This window comes from Leeuwenhoekiella sp. H156 (assembly GCF_052218455.1).
GTDB lineage: Bacteria > Bacteroidota > Bacteroidia > Flavobacteriales > Flavobacteriaceae > Leeuwenhoekiella > Leeuwenhoekiella parthenopeia.
Window position 1 is genome coordinate 2,412,120 of record NZ_CP197499.1, and the last position, 15,189, is coordinate 2,427,308.

13 protein-coding genes and 1 riboswitch are annotated in these 15,189 nt (G+C 45.0%); of the genes, 4 read left to right on the top strand and 9 right to left on the bottom strand.

The window, feature by feature from the left end:
• Positions 1-44 precede the first annotated feature (44 nt).
• On the top strand, positions 45-953 hold the full coding sequence (locus tag ACSSS3_RS10495; RefSeq protein ID WP_442844575.1) for an AraC family transcriptional regulator N-terminal domain-containing protein: 909 nt from the start codon (positions 45-47) through the stop codon (positions 951-953).
• On the opposite strand, the gene ACSSS3_RS10500 is transcribed toward ACSSS3_RS10495, so the two are convergent.
• Together ACSSS3_RS10500 and ACSSS3_RS10505 are read right to left on the bottom strand one after the other, a co-directional pair.
• The gene (locus tag ACSSS3_RS10500; RefSeq protein WP_442844576.1) at positions 950-1,444 is read right to left on the bottom strand and encodes a nuclear transport factor 2 family protein; all 495 of its coding nucleotides are present in this window, start codon (positions 1,442-1,444) and stop codon (positions 950-952) included. The genes ACSSS3_RS10495 and ACSSS3_RS10500 overlap by 4 nt on opposite strands.
• A 41-nt stretch (positions 1,445-1,485) precedes the next feature.
• The gene (locus ACSSS3_RS10505) at positions 1,486-1,866 is read right to left on the bottom strand and encodes a DoxX family protein (RefSeq protein ID WP_442844577.1); all 381 of its coding nucleotides are present in this window, start codon (positions 1,864-1,866) and stop codon (positions 1,486-1,488) included.
• A 277-nt stretch (positions 1,867-2,143) separates the two neighbouring features.
• Between ACSSS3_RS10505 and katG the strand changes: the two genes are divergently transcribed.
• The gene (gene katG / locus ACSSS3_RS10510; RefSeq protein ID WP_442844578.1) at positions 2,144-4,393 is read left to right on the top strand and encodes a catalase/peroxidase HPI; all 2,250 of its coding nucleotides are present in this window, start codon (positions 2,144-2,146) and stop codon (positions 4,391-4,393) included.
• 73 nt (positions 4,394-4,466) lie between these two features.
• On the opposite strand, the gene metE is transcribed toward katG, so the two are convergent.
• Positions 4,467-6,806: a 5-methyltetrahydropteroyltriglutamate--homocysteine S-methyltransferase gene (metE, locus tag ACSSS3_RS10515; protein WP_442844579.1), complete on the bottom strand. Its 2,340-nt coding sequence runs from the start codon at positions 6,804-6,806 to the stop codon at positions 4,467-4,469.
• A 177-nt stretch (positions 6,807-6,983) separates the two neighbouring features.
• A riboswitch (cobalamin riboswitch) is annotated at positions 6,984-7,172 on the bottom strand.
• Between the two features lie 183 nt (positions 7,173-7,355).
• On the opposite strand from metE, the gene ACSSS3_RS10520 reads away from it, so the two are divergent.
• Complete coding sequence (locus tag ACSSS3_RS10520; RefSeq protein ID WP_442844580.1) at positions 7,356-7,511, top strand: hypothetical protein; 156 nt, start codon at positions 7,356-7,358, stop codon at positions 7,509-7,511.
• A 57-nt stretch (positions 7,512-7,568) separates the two neighbouring features.
• Here ACSSS3_RS10520 and rlmF read toward each other — a convergent pair whose 3' ends face one another.
• The 4 genes from rlmF to uvrA form a co-directional block, all read right to left on the bottom strand.
• A complete protein-coding gene (gene rlmF, locus ACSSS3_RS10525) occupies positions 7,569-8,546 on the bottom strand; it encodes a 23S rRNA (adenine(1618)-N(6))-methyltransferase RlmF (RefSeq protein WP_442844581.1) in 978 nt (325 codons plus the stop codon).
• Between the two features lie 11 nt (positions 8,547-8,557).
• Positions 8,558-9,550 carry a 2-hydroxyacid dehydrogenase gene (locus ACSSS3_RS10530; protein WP_442844582.1) on the bottom strand — a complete coding sequence of 331 codons (993 nt, stop codon included), beginning with the start codon at positions 9,548-9,550 and terminating at the stop codon, positions 8,558-8,560.
• 204 nt (positions 9,551-9,754) lie between these two features.
• Complete coding sequence (locus ACSSS3_RS10535; RefSeq protein WP_442844583.1) at positions 9,755-10,387, bottom strand: MOSC domain-containing protein; 633 nt, start codon at positions 10,385-10,387, stop codon at positions 9,755-9,757.
• Between the two features lie 95 nt (positions 10,388-10,482).
• On the bottom strand, positions 10,483-13,023 hold the full coding sequence (uvrA, locus tag ACSSS3_RS10540; protein WP_442844584.1) for an excinuclease ABC subunit UvrA: 2,541 nt from the start codon (positions 13,021-13,023) through the stop codon (positions 10,483-10,485).
• A gap of 633 nt (positions 13,024-13,656) precedes the next feature.
• Between uvrA and ACSSS3_RS10545 the strand changes: the two genes are divergently transcribed.
• Positions 13,657-14,397: a DUF5995 family protein gene (locus ACSSS3_RS10545; protein ID WP_442844585.1), complete on the top strand. Its 741-nt coding sequence runs from the start codon at positions 13,657-13,659 to the stop codon at positions 14,395-14,397.
• On the opposite strand, the gene ACSSS3_RS10550 is transcribed toward ACSSS3_RS10545, so the two are convergent.
• The gene (locus tag ACSSS3_RS10550) at positions 14,394-14,807 is read right to left on the bottom strand and encodes an SRPBCC domain-containing protein (RefSeq protein ID WP_442844586.1); all 414 of its coding nucleotides are present in this window, start codon (positions 14,805-14,807) and stop codon (positions 14,394-14,396) included. The genes ACSSS3_RS10545 and ACSSS3_RS10550 overlap by 4 nt on opposite strands.
• Complete coding sequence (locus tag ACSSS3_RS10555) at positions 14,804-15,163, bottom strand: iron chaperone (protein ID WP_442844587.1); 360 nt, start codon at positions 15,161-15,163, stop codon at positions 14,804-14,806. Before ACSSS3_RS10555 ends, ACSSS3_RS10550 begins: the two co-directional genes overlap by 4 nt.
• Positions 15,164-15,189: the final 26 nt, after the last annotated feature.

Consider the following 15,189-nt stretch of genomic DNA (forward strand, 5'->3'; position numbering starts at 1 on the left):
CTGAAAGAATAATGTTTTGGTTGAATGCATTTAAAGATTGATCTATGCAGCTTTCTGATTCTTTTTATAAAAACCGAAAACTGGAAAATCTGGTAGAGAACCAGACTTCCTACACCTTGAATAATGCTGCGATGCACGTTTTTGAAACGCATCAGAAGGCAGAACGGGTTTTGCTCAAATTTGACAAGCCGGTTTTGGCCAGTATGCTGCGCGGCAAAAAGATTATGCACCTGCGCGATCACAATAGCTTTGACTTTTTACCGGGGGAGTCGCTGATCTTGCCTGCAGACGAACTCATGTGTATTGATTTTCCGGAAGCTCAGGGAACTAATCCTACCCGCTGTCTGGCAATGGCTATTGCCGAAGACAAGATCAAACGCGTGGTGACGCTGATGAATGAAAACCTTACCAAAGATGACGGCAGCGAATGGAGCCTGATGGATTATAACTTTCACTTTACCAATGATGTGGGCATCTACCAGATCTTACAGCGGCTTTTGTTTTTGTTTACTGAAAACCATCCGTCAAAAGATTTCTTTGTAGACAATATGCTGCAGGAGCTTATCGTGCGCATTTTGCAAACCAATAACCGAAAAATTTACACCGATAAAACCTTTAAACTAAGTCCTGATAATCGCCTTTCCTTTATTATCGACTACATACGCGAACACATTCATGAACCCATTTCGGTGGAGCAACTGAGTCAAAAAGCCTGTATGAGCGAATCTAATTTTTACCGGGTGTTTAAAAATGAGCTGGGTGTCTCACCGGTAGATTTCATCAATACCGAACGCATCAAATTAGCGGTAAGTCTGCTGCAGGATCCCGACCGAAAAATTAAAAACATCTATCTGGACTGTGGGTTTGAAAGTCGCTCGTACTTCAACCGGGTATTTAAGCGTATTAAAAATACCTCGCCGGGAGCTTTTCAGGCTAAGATGGCTTCTCTTTAAACCGCGTCTTCTTCAATACTGCGCATGGCACGCAGGTATCTAGAAAGAGCGGCACTGCTTTGCTGCTGAATCTTGAGTTTTAAGAATTTGGTTTTACCCAATAAAAAACCCTTAAAACCCAAAGCCTGTCGCGCCCATTTACTCAGGTCAAAATGATCGGTGTGTTGCAGGATTTTTCCATTTTGAAAGTAAAAGGTGCCCACCACATGATTCACCACTGTGCGTTTTTCAGGACCAAATTTATAAGTAGCCGTCCACTTGGCGCTGCCGTTATAATCGTTTGCCTGAATATCTGAATAGGTGACCTTTAGATCATCGCCACCACGTTCAATAAGCATAAACCACATCGCCCGGGCGCGATCCCCTTTGATATTGCCAAAAGCCGGATCAGAAAATTCCACGTTTTTATGATAGCACGCGGTCATTTTAAGTGGATTGTGATTTTGGAAGGCGCTGTAAAATTGTTCCAGGATTTCTTCGTTAGGATGCATAGCTTTTTTACTGAAGTGGAAAGTTAGCCGTTTCCAGAATATTATGCGCCAAATAAGGGTTTAAGTTTTTCCCTGCCTTCATACAGCAGCCACAATTCAATCGCAAAGAATACCAGACCGATTACAAGTCCGCTGGGTTCATTTACGATATGAAGGAGCATAATACCTACAAGAATGGGAAACAGCATCACGGCACCAAGCGTACGCAGGGGTTTAAATAGAACCAGAATACCTCCCAGAATTTCAACCCCGGCGACCAGAGGCATTAACCAGCCTATAGTTTCAAAAGCCCCCATCACCTCGAGCATTGCTGCCGGGATATCTTCGGGCATAGGCATATAATTAAAGAGTTTGTTGAGCCCCGAATTGATAAACATCAATCCGAAAAGGATGCTAACGACGAGTAAGACTTTAGATTTCATAAGGACATAACCGTTGGTTTTTTAATCTTTAATAGGAGCTGTGGGAAAGCTGTACTCTAAAATATTGAAATTTCAGATTGAATTTTAAGTCTTCCTTAAGATTTTCTAGCCCCCTTTTTCGGGTACATTTCTTTAAATTCAAGTGATTTTCTAACATTTCAATCGATGTAAATAGGCAATGACTATCATTTTATAAAATGTATAGATTGAACTTATATCAATAACTCGTTTTAAAATGGTTGTTTTACGTTGGAAAAATTTCATTTAAAACATATATATGGACACAAACAAATCAAACCACGGTAATGACGGAAAAGTCTGGGAGGTAAACGAATCTTCAGCTAAATGTCCTTTCCTTAACGGAGAGATGCATCACGTTACCGGTCAGGGGACAACCAACCGCGACTGGTGGCCAGAGCAATTAAACCTAAGTATTTTGAAGCAAAACTCATCTAAGGTAAATCCTATGGATGAAGATTTTGATTATGCTGAGGCGTTTAAATCATTAGATCTTGCAGCGGTAAAGCAGGATTTATTCGACTTAATGACCAACAGCCAGGACTGGTGGCCGGCAGATTACGGGCACTATGGTCCGTTTTTTATACGTATGGCTTGGCACGCGGCCGGTACCTATCGTATTCACGATGGTCGTGGCGGCGCAGGTAGCGGGCAGCAGCGTTTTGCTCCCTTAAACAGCTGGCCCGATAATGCCAATTTAGATAAAGCGCGCTTGCTGCTTTGGCCTATAAAAAAGAAATACGGAAATAAATTATCATGGGCAGACCTTCTAATCCTTGCCGGAAACTGTGCTCACGAGTCTATGGGACTTCAAACTTTTGGTTTTGCAGGTGGTCGTGAAGACGTTTGGGAACCCGAAGAAGTATATTGGGGAGCAGAGACCGAATGGCTTGCAAACCAGGAACGTTATAAGGGTGGTGAATTAGAGAAAGCATTAGGTGCCGCACATATGGGATTGATTTATGTAAACCCGGAAGGGCATAATGCAAACCCAGATCCTGTAGAATCTGCACATTACATCCGCGAGACTTTTGGCCGTATGGCGATGAACGATTATGAGACTGTAGCTCTTATTGCCGGTGGTCACACATTCGGTAAAACCCATGGTGCTGCAGATCCTGAGAAATACGTAGGTGTTGAACCTGCCGGAGCAGATATCGAAGCTCAGGGAATGGGATGGAAAAACAGCTATGGCAGCGGTAAAGGAGCAGATACCATCACCAGTGGTATTGAAGGTGCCTGGACCGACACGCCTACCCAATGGAGCAACAAATATTTTGAGAATCTCTTTGGTTACGAGTGGGAATTGACCAAGAGTCCTGCCGGTGCACACCAGTGGAAACCTAAAGGAGATGCCGGTGCAGGTACTGTACCTGATGCGCACCGTCCTGACGTGAAGCATGCACCGTTTATGCTAACGACCGACTTGTCCCTTCGTTTTGATCCTGCCTACGAGAAAATCTCCAGACACTTTATGGAAAACCCTGAAGAGTTTGCAGATGCCTATGCTCGTGCCTGGTTTAAACTAACACACCGGGATATGGGACCTAAAGAGCGTTACCTGGGCCCTGAAGTTCCTCAGGAAGAATTGATCTGGCAGGACCCTATTCCTGCTGTAGATCACGAGCTGATCAACGATGCAGATATTGAGCATTTAAAGGCTAATATTCTGGATGCCGGTCACTCAATTTCTGATTTGGTTTCTGTGGCCTGGGCTTCCGCTTCAACCTTTAGAGGTTCAGACAAACGTGGTGGAGCCAACGGAGCACGCATTCGTTTTGCACCCCAACGCGGATGGGAAGTAAACAATCCTGAGAAGTTGAACGCGGTGTTGAACACCTTAGAAGGCATTCAAAAGTCCTTTAACGATTCGCAAAGCGGAAACAAAAAAGTTTCAATCGCAGACCTTATTGTACTTGCAGGTAGTGCTGCTGTAGAAAAGGCTGCACACAATGCCGGTCACGAGATCAGCGTGCCTTTTACTCCCGGTCGTGCCGATGCGCTTGAAGAGCAAACCGATGCTTCTGCATTTGACGCGCTTGAGCCTGTAGCAGATGGTTTTAGAAATTATATGAAAGACCGTTTTAAAATTAAAGCCGAAGAATTTTTGGTAGACCGTGCTCAGTTGCTAACCCTTACTCCACCTGAAATGACGGTATTGGTAGGTGGTATGCGCGTGTTAAACACTAATTTTGATGGTTCGCATCACGGCGTATTTACCCATAATCCCGAAACCTTGACCAATGATTTCTTTGTAAATCTGCTGGATATGAACACTACGTGGAAATCGGTTTCTGAAAATGATGATGTATTTGAAGGTAGTGATCGCAATACCGGCGAAAAGAAATGGACAGGTACTCGTGTAGATTTGATCTTTGGTTCAAACTCCGAGTTACGTGCCCTGGCTGAATCGTATGCCTTGGAAGATAGCGGTGAGCGTTTTGTGAAGCATTTCGTAAAAGCCTGGACCAAGGTGATGAACCTGGATCGATATGATTTAAAAAAGTAGGTTAGATTTTAATTGTTAGTAAGGAGGCGGCCCGTTTGGGCCGCCTTTTTTAATTGCCAGGAGTCCTTAAGATTTAAAAAGCTTCCTGCTCTTCAGGTTTCAGGCTTTTTTCCCGCAGGGTTTTTGCCGCTTCAACCATTGCCTTTAAAGCCTTACGTGTTTCTTCCCAACCCCGGGTTTTGAGTCCGCAATCGGGGTTTACCCATAATTGTTTATCGGGAATAACCTGTCTTGCTTTTTCCATCAGGGCAAGCATTTCTTCTTTAGCAGGCACCCTTGGGGCGTGAATGTCGTATACTCCCGGCCCTATCTCATTGGGGTAATTAAATTCTGCAAAGGCATCCAGCAATTCCATCTGCGAGCGGGAGCATTCAATGGTTATCACATCGGCATCCATCGCGGCAATGTGTTCAATAATATCATTGAATTCTGAGTAGCACATATGCGTATGGATCTGGGTTTCCTCCCGAACTCCTGCTGCCGAAAGGCAAAACGCATTTACGGCCCATTTGAGGTACGCATCCCATTCTGCTTTTCGAAGCGGAAGTCCTTCACGCAGGGCGGGTTCATCTATTTGAATGATGCGTATTCCGGCTTTTTCCAGATCGAGTACTTCGTCCCGTATGGCCAGGGCAATCTGATTACAGGTTTCAGAACGGGGTTGATCATTCCGCACAAAACTCCATTGCAAAATAGTAACCGGGCCGGTGAGCATGCCCTTTACAATTCTGGAGGTAAGGCCCTGTGCATAGGTACTCCATTTTACAGTCATAGGATTTGGGCGTTCGACATCACCGTATATGATGGGCGGCTTAACGCAACGGCTTCCGTAGCTTTGCACCCAGCCCAGCCGGGTAAAAGCAAAGCCGTCAAGCTGCTCGCCAAAGTACTCTACCATATCATTGCGTTCAAACTCGCCGTGCACCAGTACATCGAGATCAATTTCTTCCTGCCAGCGTATACAATGCTCTGTTTCTTCAAGGAGCAGGTTCTCATAATCGGCCGCTGTGAGGTTATCTTTTTTAAATTGTGCCCTCCAGCTTCGCACTTCTTTGGTTTGTGGAAAAGAACCTATGGTTGTGGTAGGAAACAGGGGGAGCTTAAGCGCCTTGTGCTGTTTCGTCCTGCGAATGGAAAAGGCCTCATTGCGCAAAGCATCCTGAATGCTTATCGCTGCCGTTCTTTGCTTAACCTGAGTTTTGTGAATACGCTTTGATTCCCTGCGGCTTTTGATGCTGTCTATGTTGGCCTGCAGTTTTCGCATACCCGATACCGCCTCTTCGTCTTTAGATTCCACCAGGTTTTTTAAGGTGGTGATTTCGTCTAGTTTTTGTTTGGCAAAGGCCAGCCAGTTTTTGATTTCCGGCGTTAGGGCGTTTGTTTCCGGTTCCAGATCCAGGTCACAGGGTACGTGCAACAGGGAACAGCTGGGAGCCAACAAGACGCGTGCAGATCCTAAGGTTTTGATAGCCCGGTTGATTTCTTTTAAAGTGGCCTCATAATCGTTTTTCCAAATGTTTCTGCCGTCGACAAGACCTAGTGAAATGCTTAGGTTTTCCGGGGCTTTTTTCAGGATTTGATTCAATTGCCCTGGTGCGCGGACCAGGTCGATATGCAGGGCACAGACGGGCAGAGAAATTGCCAGATCCAGGTTTCCGCCCAAACCTTCAAAATAAGTAGCCAGTAGAAATTTTAAAGCCGGGAAGGCTTCCCGGAGTTCGTGATACACGCGATGGTACACTTCTTTTTCACGATGGCTTAAATCAAGCGTCAGGAAAGGTTCGTCGAGCTGAACCCATACCGCCCCGTTTTCCTGAAGTTTTTCCAGCAGTTTAAAATACACGGGCAGCAGGCGATCTATAAGATCTAAACGGTGAAAACCGGTTTCTTTTTCTTTACCTAAAAGCAGATAGGATACCGGCCCCAGTAAAACCGGTTTGGTAAGTATACCGGCATCTTTCGCCTCTAAAAACTCGTCAACCGCTTTGGTTGAAAATAATTCAAATTTCTGGTCTTTAGTGAATTCGGGGACGATGTAATGGTAGTTGGTGTCAAACCACTTGGTCATTTCCATTGCGGTAAGGTCAAGCCCGTCCCGTTGATAACCGCGAGCCATTGCAAAATAGAGATCGGGTATGCTGTTGTCTGATTTGCCAAGTAAAGGCGCATAACGTGCAGGAATCGCTTTAAGCGTTAAGGACATATCCAATACCTGATCGTAAAACGAAAAATCGTTTGAAGGGATGAGGTCTATGCCCGCTTCCTGCTGTATCAGCCAGTTGTTTATTCGTAGTTCTGCACCGGTTTGATGCAGTTCGTCGAGTGAGATTTTACCTGACCAATACTGCTCACAGGCTTTCTTGAGTTCACGATGGCTACCAATACGCGGGTAGCCCAGAATGTGCGTTTGCATGTTGCTAAACTTTTAAATGAATGAATGATTTAAAAGTTCGTTGCCCTATTTTGGCTTTGCCAAAACGATGAGAAGAAACCGGAGAAGGATGGTGCAGGAAGCTTACAAAAGGATACAGGTATCCCCTTGAAAATTTACGTGCATCGTACCAGACCAATAGCTTCAGATCGCGAAAGCAAAGTCTTAGCGGAACAGGCAGGTCTCCTGACTTGTAACAGCTTTACCGTCCTTCCCATATTTTTGAGATACAGTGGACTCGATTTGGCAAAGCCTTATGGTATTACTTACAGTTGCGCGACAGCTCTGGATTTGCACCAGATTCCCTATTAATGCACGTTATGTGTAACCCGTTCCGTTAGATGAAAAATAAAGTAATGAACTTATTGAGGCCGTGAAATTACGGTTTTAGGTTTTATCAAAGTAGTATTACCAGTTTATTCTTAAAAGGCTTTGCGCAGGCTTTTTGCCAAACCTCAATATGCTGCCTTTAACGCCGCCTTAACGTGTTTTGTGTGAAGACCTTACTATATTTAAATAAAAAGCTAAGTTATGAGTGATCTAAAACGAAAGAATCTGGTAGAACGCAATCTGGCCGATATGCACAGAGGCGGGGAAGGTGTTCATTTTACCGAATCGCAACGCGCGCTGAAAAAGAATAAAGAGGGGGAAGAAGAGCGTATTAATGCGAAATTGAAGAAAAAATAAATGCAATTTACGATAACAGACCTCACAGGTTTCCAAAACCTGTGAGGTCTTTTTTTATTAAGTGTTCTCTGTAAACGACCACGCCACAATTCTACTTATTTTATTACCGGTTCCCATCGGGATCGTTTTTACGGTTAGGGCTTCAGCGCGCTTCAGGTGTTTGTAAATGTCTTTTAAATAGTCCTGACGGGAGACCAAAGTCGTAAACCACCTGCACTGCTCAGCAAATGCGCTGCTTTCGCGTATCATAGTCTTGATAAACTTAGGCTCTCCACCCGGTGTGATGAGTTCGTTCTGATTCCCGGAAAAATTGAGATCGGGGGTTGATTGTTGGTTTCCGGTAAGGTTGTTCACTTTTCTGCGCGTTCCTTGAGTAGCCGCATCCCGCGTAGCGTGAAAGGGCGGGTTGCACATGCTAAAGTCAAAGGCCTCGCCGGGCTTGATCACATTTTTAAAAATAGACCCTTTGGTTTCCTGTAGGCGCAGTTCGATTTTAGAGTTCAGGATGGTATTGTTTTCAATGATTTTTGCTGCGGAAGCAATAGCCCTGGGATCAATATCGGTTGCTACAAAATCCCAGTCGTATTCTACAACACCCAGAATGGGATAAATTAAGCTGGCGCCGGTGCCAATATCCAGACCTTTGATTTCTTTTCCCTGCGGAATTTTTCCGTTTGTGCTTTCGGCTAATAAATCGGCCAGGTAATGCAGGTAATCTGCCCTTCCCGGAATGGGAGGCACCAGATTCGCTTCCGGAAATTCCCAGTTGGGTATTCCGTAGTAAAAACCCAGCAATGCCTGATTGAGCAATTTTACCGCCTTAGGATTCGCAAAATCTATCGATGTTGTACCGTATTTATTGGGTTTGAGGTGTTCCTTCAGCCCGGGCTTTAATTCTATCAACGCGTCCAAATCATAAGGCTCACGGTTGCGGTTGCGGGCGTGTAGTTTGGATTTTAAACCGGAAGCTGTGAAATCCTGCCTGGGATTTTTCACCCCGGATCGATTGGTATGCGTTTTTTTAGAAGAAGACATAAGGGTTAAAACTACGCTTTTACCTCGTTTTTAAGTTCGTTTCCGGCTTCAAAATCACTGAGGTTTTTAAGACTTACCTCTGCGATTTGTTCTAAAGCTTCTTTGGTGAAAAAGCCCTGGTGACCGGTGATGAGCACATTCGGAAAAGACATCAGCCTTAAAAAATCATCATCCTTATTAATCGTTTCCGAGCGGTCGTTAAAAAATAAACCCGATTCCTGCTCGTAAACATCGATGCCCAGATAGCCCAGTTTTTCCTGTTTTAAGGCCTCGACCACTGCTGTTGTATCAATCAAAGCGCCCCGACCGGTATTGATAAGCATCGCGCCGCTTTTCATCTGTTCAAAAGCTTTTCGATCCATAAGATGATGGGTTTGTTCATTGAGCGGACAATGCAGCGAGATGATGTCTGACTCCCGTAACAGCTGTTCAAGCTCTACATAATGAACACCCCGATCTTTCAGTTCGTCATTAGGCTTAACATCAAAAGCAAACACCTTACACCCAAAACCCAGCATAATTTTAGCAAAGCAGGCCCCGATTATTCCGGTACCGACAACTCCAACGCTTTTGCCGTAAATGTTGAAGCCGGTAAGTTTTTCTAATGAAAAGTTATTTTCCCGAACCCGATTATAGGCTTTATGGGTTTTACGGTTTAAGGTGAGAATCAAAGCCACGGCGTGTTCTGCCACAGCCTGCGGCGAATAGGCCGGTACCCGTACTACTTTAATGTTGTTTTGGGCGGCAGCCTCAAGATCAACATTATTAAAACCGGCACAGCGCAAGGCGATGAGTTTGATATCAAAATCAGCCAGTTTACTGATGGTTTCGGCGTCGAGCGCATCATTCACAAAAACACAAACCGCTTCAAAACCTTCCGCCAGAGAGGCTGTATGTTTATTCAGGGAAGTTTCAAAAAAGCGAAGTTCGTGATCAAAGGATTCGTTAGTTTGTTCAAAGAAGTCCTGATCGTATTTTTTAGTGCTGAAAAAGGCTACGCGCATAAGAGTTGGGTTTATGCTTAAAGTTATTTCATTTTTAATGAACTGAAGCTCCATAAGCCCGGTATGTGAGATTCGTCCTGAAAAACCAGGCATTAGAAAAGCTATCCTGCTTATATACAGAGTAAATAGGTTAATATCTGAACACGCTGAAGCCGATCAGATATTGATGATGCAGGTCTTACTAAAAGCCTTTGTTGATGGAGCTTACAAGTGCGAACTAAACCACATTCTTTTTTTGGGCGGAATCGCTTCGCTTTGTGAGGCTATTTTTAAAAGAGCCGGATCTTTTTCTTTTGCAAAAACCAGTTGAAATAACTGAGCAACGGTCATAGTGTTTGAAGGGCGTTCAACCAGTTTGAAGGGGTCTCCTGCAGCGACATTTCCTTCTTTGAGAATGCTGAGATAGGTGCCGCCCAGTCCATATTCCACAAATTGCTTAATGACTTTAGGAGTGCCGAATTTATGTCCCAATTTATAACAGGGTTCCCGGTACTGAGAAACCTGCACTAGCGCTTCGCCTACCTCATAAATACTCCCCAGATAGACTTTGTGTTCATCAAAAGCGGTAAGCGTCAGATTTTCCCCAAACATTCCCCAGGACCAGTACAGATTGGGATATAAATTTTTCCAATAGGGATAGTGTTCAGAAGCAAAAACATAACAGGCTTTGTAATACCCGCCATGATGCAACCGGTCTGAAACTTCATCGCCCATAACATCATTTTTGGTAAGATAAAGCGGTTGATCTACCGGTTTTTTATAGATGCCCGTTGTTTCTTCTTTTCCATTCCAGATGAAGGTAGTGGGTGTGGCTAAATTGGTTGAAAGGATTTTCATAAACTCCGTTTAAAACACCTTAAATCAATTGATTAAAACTGAAAGCCCATAAGACTATTTGAATGAGGAATGTACGTAATTTAAATATTGTTGATTTAGTTGCCTGCCAACTTTCTTTTTAAATAAGGCGCTGTTTTACTCTGTGAGTTTGCAGCTACGGCTTTAGGGGTTCCTGCACACACGATGCTGCCGCCTTCATTACCAGCGCCGGGACCGATGTCAATTACCCAGTCGCTTGCAGCGATTACCTGCATATCGTGCTCTACCACAATCACCGTATTTCCGGCTTCCACCAGATTATGGAGTTGTGTCTGTAATTTTTCAACATCGGTAGGGTGCAGGCCGGTCGTGGGTTCGTCTAAAATATACAGTGTTTTCCCGCTGTTCCCGCGTTGTAATTCTTTAGCCAGTTTAATGCGTTGCGCTTCGCCTCCTGAAAGTTCGGTGGCGGGTTGTCCCAGGCGCAAATAGCCCAGCCCCACATCTTCCAGCAAGGTAAGAGGTTTGCTTACGCCTGATTCTTCCTCAAAAAAGTTTACCGCCTGCGCCACGGTCATCTCCAAAACCTGTGCGATATTTTTACCCTTGTACGTGACTTCTAAAGTATCTTCATTATAGCGCATTCCCTTACAAACCGGGCAGGGCGCGTAAACGCTGGGCAGAAAAAGCAGTTCTACCATTACGGCACCTTCGCCTTCACAATTGGGACAACGTCCTTTTCCCACGTTAAACGAAAACCTTCCGTCTTTATACTTGCGGGATTTTGCCAGGCTGGTAGAGGCAAACAGGCTTCGTACCCGGTCAAATAAACCGGTATAGGTCGCCAGATTAGACCGTGGAGTGCGGCCAATGGGTTTTTGATTAACCACAACCATACGCTTCAGGTTTTCGGCACCTACAGCAATATGTCCAGTTGTGGGTTCAGGGTTGTTGGAATTCAGAAGTTCTTCGGTTTCTTCGACTTCCTCTTCGAGCGTGTTGTTTTTTAATTTCGCCTTCATCAGATCAACCAGCGCCTGACTCACCAAACTGCTTTTTCCGGAACCTGAAATTCCCGTCACACTGGTCAAAACCCCCAGTGGAAATTTCACGTGGAGCTCGTTTAGGTTGTTTCGGGTAATCCCGGAAAGCTCCAGCCAGTTTTTAGCCTCACGACGCACCGGTTTCTCAAAGGATAGATCCTGAAACAAATGGGTTTTGGTTTTTGAAGCCGCAACGGTTTTTAAACCTTCCGGCGGACCGCTATACAGTATTTGACCACCGCCTTCCCCGGCATCAGGTCCTACCTCTACCAGCCAGTCGGCACGGCGTATCACTTCGAGTTCGTGTTCCACAATAAAAAGCGAGTTTCCGCCTTTCTTTAGCAAAGCCAAGGTGCGCAATAAGGCTTCAGTATCTGCCGGATGCAAACCTGCTGAAGGTTCGTCTAACACATACACTACTCCAAAAAGGTTGCTGCGTACCTGCGTGGCCAGCCGCAAGCGCTGATGTTCTCCGGGCGAAAGGCTGGGCGTATTGCGCTCCAGAGACAGGTAACCCAGACCCAAATCGAGCAGTACTTCCAGGCGCCCTGCAAAATCTTCAGCGATGCGCCGGGTCACCATTCGTTTTTCCTGCGAAATGGATTCGTTGTCAAACACCGCTGCATTTGCCGTGCTGTAAGGAACAAATACATCATAGAGTTTTTTTAGCGGAAGCTTTGAAATATCGGCGATGTCATAACCGGCGAATGTGACCGAAAGGGATTCCGGTTTCAGGCGTTTGCCCTTACAGGTAGGGCAGATGCTGCCGGTCATATACTGCGCCACGCGTTTTTTCATCGAAGCACTGGGCGAATTGGCATAGGTATGCAACACGTAACTTTTAGCGCTGGTATAAGTGCCTTTGTAGCTGGGTTGTTCGTTGCGTTTGATCGCCTGCTGAACCTCCTGCGGACTGCGGTCCCGATATACCGGTACGGTTGGGGTTTCTTCGGTGAAGAGAATCCAGTTGCGCTGGTCCTGGGGCAATTCATTCCAGGGGATGTCTACATCGTAGCCCAAAGTCACCAGAATATCCCTGAGGTTTTTTCCCTGCCAGGCTCTGGGCCAGGCGGCAATCGCCCGTTCGCGTATGCTCAGCGAAGGATCAGGAACCAGGCTGTTTTCGGTAACGCTGTAGGTTTTTCCGAGTCCGTGGCATTCGGGGCAGGCGCCTTCCGGGGTGTTGGCCGAAAAGGAATCGGCATAAAGCAGGGCCTGACTTTTAGGATAATTCCCGGCCCGTGAGTAAAGCATGCGCAGCAGGTTTGATAAGGTCGTAACCGAACCTACGGTGGAGCGGGTAGAGCCGGTGCTTCGATGCTGTTGCAAAGCCACCGCAGGTGGGAGCCCGGTGATTTCGTCAACTTCCGGAATGGGCATTTGGTTAAAAAGCCGCCGTGCATACGGGGAAACCGATTCCAGATACCGGCGTTGGGCTTCGGCATATAAAGTACCGAAAGCCAAAGAGGATTTACCCGAACCGGATATCCCGGTAAAGACCACCAAAGCATCGCGTGGAATCTCAACAGATACATTTTTCAGATTATTCTGGCGTGCGCCTTTAACGTGCACATAGCCGTTGAAGTCCGTTTCTTTTTTGTTCCTGTTTTGCATAGTGCCGAATATACCAAGAACCAAAGAGGCAGCCTTCCCGATTTACAAGTTTGTGATGAGCTTGTGGAGGCTTTAGGGGTTTTTGTTAAAAAGCTACTTTCTTTTTATGATTTGCAGAGGAAAACGCGAACTCTACAATCTTCCATATTTAAGTATCAAAGGAAATCATTGGAAGTTAGGATAAGGATAGTTTTATATCCTGTTCTGTTCATTTTCTTTAGCTCGCTTTCGCTTATAGGTTTTGGAACTCGTGAATCTCCTAACGTCGATTTGCTTGTCCAAAGAAAACGAACCAAAAGAAACGACACTTTTTCTAAGGCATTTTTGCCTTATCAGGCAAAACCGCAAGAAGTCCCCTAAATTTTCTCCAAGGCTTCAAAAATTCTTAACGGGGGCTACTTGCTATGCTGAAGAAAAAGAGGGCTAAAGAATAAAATCCACCTCTCGTTTCAAATTTAATTGTTAAGAAGTAGTATTTACAGATGCTTACAAAGTTAATCGAAAGGTTTTTGAACTTTTCCACAGATAAGTTTTTCAGGAAAGATCAAAACGATTTGCTTTTGTTTTGAAAATCAGAATACTATCTTTTTATTCTTCGGAAAATAGCGAAATTAGTGCATCAAAATCCTGACTATGCCTGCAACTACTATTGACGAGGTGATTACTGAACTGGATGCTATAATTGCTTTTGAAAAGCAACAGAATAGCTGTCTGGCATTCTTTCCTATTTTATATAACAAGGTGACCAAACGCATCAAGGCGGGTATAGCAGCCAACGAATTTGATAACAATGCCCGAATGGAAAAGCTGGATGTGCTTTTTGCCAACCGCTATATTGAAGCCTACCACGCTTATAAAGAAGGCAAGAAACCGACTCAAAGTTGGGCGAACGCATTTAAGATAGACGAAGCTATGGTGATGCAACACCTGCTGCTGGGCATCAACGCGCACATCAATCTTGATTTGGGCATAGCCGCAGCCTTAACCACCGGCGATGATCACCTTGCCGATCTGGAAACGGACTTCAATAAAATCAATGCCGTACTGGCGAGTATGGTGGCCGATGTTAAAGACCGTATTGGTCAAGTTTCGCCTTTATTTAAATTACTGGAACTGGTAGGCAAAGGCAAAGAAGATAAACTGGTTTCCTTCAGCATCAATGTAGCGCGTGACGGTGCCTGGCTGTTTGCCAATGAATATGCTGCCGCAGTAAATAAGGCTGATGCAATCGGTAAGCGGGATGTCGTTATCGCAACTTTAGCCGATAAAATCGTAAACCCGAAAAGCAAACTGCTTCAGGTTGTGGCTAAAGTGGTGCGCTTTTTTGAAGTTAAGGAGGTACGGAAGGTGGCTGCTGTTTTGGAAGCTTCTTAGTTACGTTCGGTATACTGCTTGAAATTATTGAGAATCGCCTGCCAGCCCTGTTCCTGCATTTCGATAGGGTTTTGATCTTCGGGATCGAAGCTTACGGTGATTTGAGTTCCGTTTTCGGCTGCTGCTAGATCAACCTTACACACGCGACCGCCAAATTCATAGGTGAAACTGTTCCCGGGATTCATTTCGGTATAAACCGCTTCAAAATCAAAGCCAAAACTGCCGTCTTTGGCTTCCATTCGCGCAAAATAGGTGCCACCTACCTGTAAATCATTTTTTGCTTCGGGACAATGCCAGCCGGGATCGGCAAAATTCCAGTTCACAATGTGCTCGGAACTTGTGTAGTATTCCCAGACTTTTAATTTTTCAGCATTGATGTGTGCACTTACGGTGATTGGCTTTGTTTTCATAGCTTGTTAAGTTGTTCTTTTTTAAATTGAAGCATATCGCAGATCAATCTTTCAGGCAAAGGTTTATTGTGTGGAAACTGCACGGAGCCTTTACCTTGCTTATAAGCGGTTAATGCATCCTTAAACGTATCGTGGGTAACCGGTTGGGCATAAAAGCCGATGTGATTGGCAAATCCACCAAAATACACGAAGGGTTTTTTGTTCAATTTGTAAGCCGGCATATGATAGGAGATGCTTTCTACAGCTTCGGGAGCGTATTCCCTGATGAGTCTGCGCAAGACGCGCATCCGTTCCTGAACCTCCTGAGGAAATTCGGTGATGTAATCGTCTACATTGGTTGCTTCGGTTGTGTTCATAATCCACAGATTATAAGTACCATAGC

Excerpts from the sequence above, each read along its gene's own strand:
- ACSSS3_RS10535 (WP_442844583.1), bottom strand. The coding sequence starts at position 10,387 with ATGAAAATCCTTTCAACCAATTTAGCCACACCCACTACCTTCATCTGG.
- katG (WP_442844578.1), top strand. The coding sequence starts at position 2,144 with ATGGACACAAACAAATCAAACCACGGTAATGACGGAAAAGTCTGGGAG.
- uvrA (WP_442844584.1), bottom strand. The coding sequence starts at position 13,023 with ATGCAAAACAGGAACAAAAAAGAAACGGACTTCAACGGCTATGTGCAC.
- ACSSS3_RS10505 (WP_442844577.1), bottom strand. The coding sequence starts at position 1,866 with ATGAAATCTAAAGTCTTACTCGTCGTTAGCATCCTTTTCGGATTGATG.
- ACSSS3_RS10495 (WP_442844575.1), top strand. The coding sequence starts at position 45 with ATGCAGCTTTCTGATTCTTTTTATAAAAACCGAAAACTGGAAAATCTG.
- ACSSS3_RS10550 (WP_442844586.1), bottom strand. The coding sequence starts at position 14,807 with ATGAAAACAAAGCCAATCACCGTAAGTGCACACATCAATGCTGAAAAA.
- metE (WP_442844579.1), bottom strand. The coding sequence starts at position 6,806 with ATGCAAACGCACATTCTGGGCTACCCGCGTATTGGTAGCCATCGTGAA.
- ACSSS3_RS10520 (WP_442844580.1), top strand. The coding sequence starts at position 7,356 with ATGAGTGATCTAAAACGAAAGAATCTGGTAGAACGCAATCTGGCCGAT.
- ACSSS3_RS10500 (WP_442844576.1), bottom strand. The coding sequence starts at position 1,444 with ATGCATCCTAACGAAGAAATCCTGGAACAATTTTACAGCGCCTTCCAA.
- ACSSS3_RS10555 (WP_442844587.1), bottom strand. The coding sequence starts at position 15,163 with ATGAACACAACCGAAGCAACCAATGTAGACGATTACATCACCGAATTT.
- rlmF (WP_442844581.1), bottom strand. The coding sequence starts at position 8,546 with ATGTCTTCTTCTAAAAAAACGCATACCAATCGATCCGGGGTGAAAAAT.
- ACSSS3_RS10545 (WP_442844585.1), top strand. The coding sequence starts at position 13,657 with ATGCCTGCAACTACTATTGACGAGGTGATTACTGAACTGGATGCTATA.
- ACSSS3_RS10530 (WP_442844582.1), bottom strand. The coding sequence starts at position 9,550 with ATGCGCGTAGCCTTTTTCAGCACTAAAAAATACGATCAGGACTTCTTT.